2 protein-coding genes and 2 pseudogenes are annotated in these 4,930 nt (G+C 56.8%); 2 read left to right on the top strand and 2 right to left on the bottom strand.

Annotated elements, in window-relative coordinates; translation table 11 throughout:
* Positions 1–202: 202 nt before the first annotated feature.
* On the bottom strand, positions 203–1,945 hold the full coding sequence (locus tag AC0QUY_RS42135; protein WP_246738548.1) for an ABC transporter ATP-binding protein: 1,743 nt from the start codon (positions 1,943–1,945) through the stop codon (positions 203–205).
* Between the two features lie 442 nt (positions 1,946–2,387).
* Here AC0QUY_RS42135 and AC0QUY_RS42130 point away from each other — a divergent pair, with 442 nt between their 5' ends.
* The gene (locus AC0QUY_RS42130) at positions 2,388–3,974 is read left to right on the top strand and encodes an adenine nucleotide alpha hydrolase family protein (protein ID WP_246738547.1); all 1,587 of its coding nucleotides are present in this window, start codon (positions 2,388–2,390) and stop codon (positions 3,972–3,974) included.
* Positions 3,975–4,066: 92 nt separating this feature from the next.
* On the opposite strand, the pseudogene AC0QUY_RS42125 reads toward AC0QUY_RS42130, so the two are convergent.
* Positions 4,067–4,234: pseudogene (locus tag AC0QUY_RS42125) on the bottom strand (IS3 family transposase); the annotation flags it as partial.
* Between the two features lie 88 nt (positions 4,235–4,322).
* On the opposite strand from AC0QUY_RS42125, the pseudogene AC0QUY_RS42120 reads away from it, so the two are divergent.
* Positions 4,323–4,930: pseudogene (locus AC0QUY_RS42120) on the top strand (transposase); the annotation flags it as partial.

Raw genomic sequence — 4,930 nt, 5'->3', positions numbered from 1 at the left:
GCAGCGGGCTACAACTTCCGGCGTCTCATCCGCTGGCTCGAGCTCTTGTTGCGCCAGTTCCTCGCCCAGCTCACGGTCCGACTTCAATTCGTCCCGAGTTGAAATCCGGCGTTCTTCACGGCCGACTGATTCCAAATCTGGTTTTTTCGGCGCGGTCGCGCCAGTGCTTGGGATCTTGTAGGTAGTTTTTCATGTCGGTCGTCTAAGTCACTGACAAGCCGCAGTCGGTCAGATCGACCACGACGTCGCTCGCAGAGATGACACCTCTCCGATGAGTGATCGCTAGCACAGTCACATCCTTCGCTAGGGTGCGTATATGGTCCATAATGTCCCGCTCGGTTCGTTCGTCGAGCGCGGAGCTAGCCTCGTCGAGAAGAAGGATCGCCGGCTGGCCATAGAGCGCGCGGGCAATAGCAACGCGCTGTCGCTCCCCGCCGGAAAGCTTCAAGCCGCGTTCTCCAACGGTTGTTTCAAATCCTTCTGGCAGCGCCTCGATCAACGGGAGAATAGCGGCTTCTTTCGACGCACCGCGAAGGCGTACCTCGTCGCGGGGCCGTCCTAACAAGATGTTGTCAGCTAGCGACTCATTGAGTAACATCACGTCCTGCGGCACGACAGCAACTGCGGCATACCAATCCGCGCGATCGATGCTCGCTATATCGGTTCCGTCGACGAGAATTCGGCCGTAGTCGGGCTCAATCGATTTCAGGGCGAGCTTAAAGATCGTGGACTTCCCCGAACCGGTCTCACCGACAAGAAAAGTAATCCCGCCGCGCCCGGCCTTAAACGAGACGTCGGTAACGCCGCGACCGTTGTCGTAGGCATACCCAATGCTCTCGAAAGAGAGCTGGCCAGCGGAGGGCTTGAAATCGTGAGCATGAGATGCTTGCCGCTCTTCTGGTGCGGCCCACAGTCTACCTAGAGGGATGAGGTCGGCTCGCGACCGCGCCACGTCAGAGATCGCCCTGGCGACCGTCTCGAAGGGCATATTGAGCTGAAGTAGAAGCGTATTGAATAGCACCATATCGCCGATGGTGACCCCGCCGGCGTGGTATTCAGGTATAAGAAGGAGAAGCGTGACCGCAAATTGTAGCGCGACGGCGAAGCCGAGCACGGCGATGTAGAGCAGTCGTTGCAACACGTAGGCTTGCCAGTTATCACGCACCTCCCGCGCCCTTATCATAAAGCGTTCGTTCATCCAGGAGTGACTGCCGAAATGGCGCAACGTGTCCATCGCGTTCATGACGTTACCGACGAACCGAGCATTCTCCTGTCCGGCTTCGACCGCCGCATCCACGAACGTGCGGGCCTGACGCGTGGAAATCCACGTCAATGCAATCGCGATTGCTCCATAAATGGCGACGATTGCAGCGATCTGGATATTGAGGAGCGCGCCGAGGGTAACGAGCGTAAGCAGAAGCTGCGTTGAAGCAGGGATGAAGACGACAATCCCAAGCTGGACCAGCGTCGTCAGTGCGCTGCGCCCGCGAGCGGCCGCACTCTGTATCTCCGCCGGATTGCACTCAAGAAAAAAGGCTGCGGTCTTCCTCAGGATGCGATCGAAGAAGCGAGTTGCAGCAATGAATCCTAGGTTCTCAGCTGCCATGAAGGAAAGATACTGCAGCATGCGCTGCAATGCAGAGGCTGCGCCCACCAAAACCGCGTATCCAGCGAAACCCCAAGCAACCTGCGACATGTCTTCGCTGCGCGGAAGACGATCAATGAGACACGAAAATACATAGGGACCTGCGACGCTGCTGGCGCTGGAGATCAGCACCACCGCCGCAACGATGAGAAGCAAGCGCCGATCGGATCGCCAGTACGCATGCAGAATTTCGGAAGCCGGCGACAATACGCTATCGTCGACCTGATCTGCGGCGGATCCAGGAAATGGGGCTTTGCTTGCACTAAGAGGGCTGACATAGCCTTGCGATCTGAATTCCATACGATCTCACGTAAAGATGCGGCTCTGCGTAATCTGCTGCCGTTTACCGTTACTAGACACCAACCCAATTCTGTCCAGCACCGTCATCCAACTGCCGACATTGGTAGGTTGTCGCCCGCCTTCTCACATGAGAGACTTTTTATTGTGGCTCGGCACGGTGCCGCGCCACTCTCTGTGGCTTTTACTGAAGCCTAGACTTGAGACGACGAGAAGCCCGATCACCCGGAGATTGACATGAAGAGCGCAACTGCAGACACGCCTAAGCGGCCATCGCGGCCCGATACAACTGACCTCCCCTTACCGGTGCTGCCACCTCCCACTATTGAGGGAGAGAAGGCCCCCTTCCCTAACGACAGCGCTAACCAGGGCTACCTTTAAGATCATTCGTCACTCCGTTACCGCCTCTCACACGAGAGGCGGTAACGTTTAAGTCCAGGAACAAATGCTCAAGGCCACTCTGAAAATAGGCGATCTGGAAAACGTCGATCCTGTGGTCAAAGGCTGTTCGATAGAGTTTGGTGAAAGCTACATCTGGCCATTCCAACATAAGAGCCTTGAGAGCTCGTTAGTGACGAACTCTGAGCAATGGTTCTTCGTCATACGCGAGCGTCAAGGAGTGGCGGACGGGGCCGGCATCCATTCGGCCGCCATAGCCCATGCGTCCACGGATCAGTTTCGTCAGCACTACCAAGACTGCATGCACTGGCCGCTCGATTTTATCGTGATCGAGGCGGCTCGCCGGGGTCCCCGGTTGCGTGTACGAGCAGGCCATATAGGCAGCCTCCCAATTTACTTCCACGTGGAAGAACGCACTCGTACGGTTACGCTTTCCTGGGATTTCGTGGATCTTTTGGATAAATCGCGAGCGATTGATGCAGAAATTATAGCCCATCATCTATCTATGAGAACGTTCTACTCTGCGCGACAAGCCTGCGTTGGTGTTAACCTGCTGACTGCTGGCGCGACCTTGTACGTCGACAGATCGGAAACGTCATTTGAGTACGGCGCGACAACTTCATCAGCCCCTGAGCTCTCTGGACGAGAGAAGAGCAATCATGTCCTTGAGTTTTCTGATACTCTTCAGGCGGTTGTTCGTTCGCGGCCGACGGCCTTCTGCGCAAGCGCTGTGGAGCTGAGCGGAGGAATGGACTCCGCTTCCGTCGCAATTGCTGTTAGCAAGAGCGTAGCATCGCTGGCATGTGGCGGGATACTATTGGGCGACGGGAGTAGCCCCAAGCAGATTGACCGCCGAGCGAGCATTTTGAGCGCACTGAATTGCCGCGATCACAAAGTTGAAATGCACGCCCACATGCCGGCGATTGATCTAGATCTTGACCTGAAAGGACGCTTGCCACTCATTTCAGAGTATTACCTTGAGGCGTTCGGGTCACTCTGGGATCGGTTTCGCGGTGATGGCTGCGAAATAATCTGGTCCGGCATAGGAGGAGACGAGCTTTGCGCTCGCTTCAGCAGCGACGAGGAGGAACCCAGATCTCCGTCTTCACCCCACCTGGATATCGCGCTTGGGCTTGCAGAAGACCTGTTGACGAAACGCGGGCTCGACGCCGCTCATTCATCCTTCCTTTTTAGCGCCCCCATCAGCGCCACTCTATCCACAACTCTGCTCGCAAGTCTTTGTCATGCTCGCCCACTCGCGACGCGAGGACTTTGGCCCGTCCGCCCATTCGGCGATCCGAGATTGATCAATTTTGGAGCGAAGCTTCCGTTTGCACTTCGCTCGGGCAAGGAACTTTTCCGTTCCTACTTGCGTGAGCGCTTGGGCTCTGACGTATTTCCACACGGTTACGCAAAGGAGACTTTCGCGCTTGTACTGCCAAAGGCGATTGCGGCTCGTGCGGACATGATTTCATCGCAGCTTGCATCTTGCGCCTTGGCCGACTTCGGCTTGGTTTCGCAAGAGGCTGTCATGGCGCTCTTGAACAGGGTGATAACAACACACGAATTTTCCGCGACAAGCACCTTGGCTCGTTTTTTATGGGCGGAACGTTTCGTTCGGCAACTCTGTTGATTGCACCATTGTCAGCGATTGTCCGTCGTCAGATGATTTGAGACTGATCAGGCGTTCTGAGAAGAGAGGCTCTGGCTCATCCGGGTTAGAGTTTAAGCAGCCTGCAGTTGATGCTGCAAGCGGCGGTTTGCGATGGTGTCGCGCTTGATGCGTTTTCGTTCTGCGAGGATCGCCTCGGCCCTGCCGAAGTAGACATCGGCTGGTGTGAGGTTGTCGATGCTCTCATGATAACGGACGTAATTGTAGTGTTCGACGAAGGCCCGGTGTTCGCCGTCAGGGCCTGTGAGACAAACAGAGGGATTTTGCGGAGGGAGGATTTCTGGTTCATCGTAGCCATCAGGAGCGAAGATGAAGCAGAAATCCGGACCGGGCAAAGCGCCGGCAGAACAAGTGCTAAAGGACATTCGGCGCCAGACCCGCCGGCAGTATTCGGCGGAAGAGAAGATCCGCATTGTACTGGAAGGATTGCGTGGCGAGGAGAACATCTCCGATCTTTGCCGCCGAGAAGGCATTGCCGCCTCGATGTATTACGGCTGGTCCAAGGAATTCCTCGAAGCCGGCAAGCGCCGCCTAGCAGGCGACACGGCGCGAGCTGCGACCTCCGGCGAGGTGAAGGATCTCCGCCGGGAGACTGCTGCCCTGAAGGAGGTCGTAGCCGATCTGACCCTGGAGAACCGTCTGCTCAAAAAAAGCATGAACGGAGATGGGGAGGACGAGGCATGAGGTATCCCGCCTCTGAGAAGGCCGAGATCATCCAGCTGGTCGAGCAATCGCATCTTCCGGCCAAGCGCACGCTGGACAAGCTTGGCATCCCACGCGCCACGTTCTGTCGCTGGTATGAGCGTTACCGCGAGGGCGGCAGCGCCGCGCTGGCCGATCATCGATCTCGACCGGAGCGGGTCTGGAATCGCATTCCGGACGATGTGCGAGCTCAGATCATCCACCTGGCGCTGGAA

It is taken from the genome of Bradyrhizobium sp. WYCCWR15520 (genome assembly GCF_056174665.1).
This window is presented reverse-complemented; position numbering and strand designations above follow the sequence as displayed.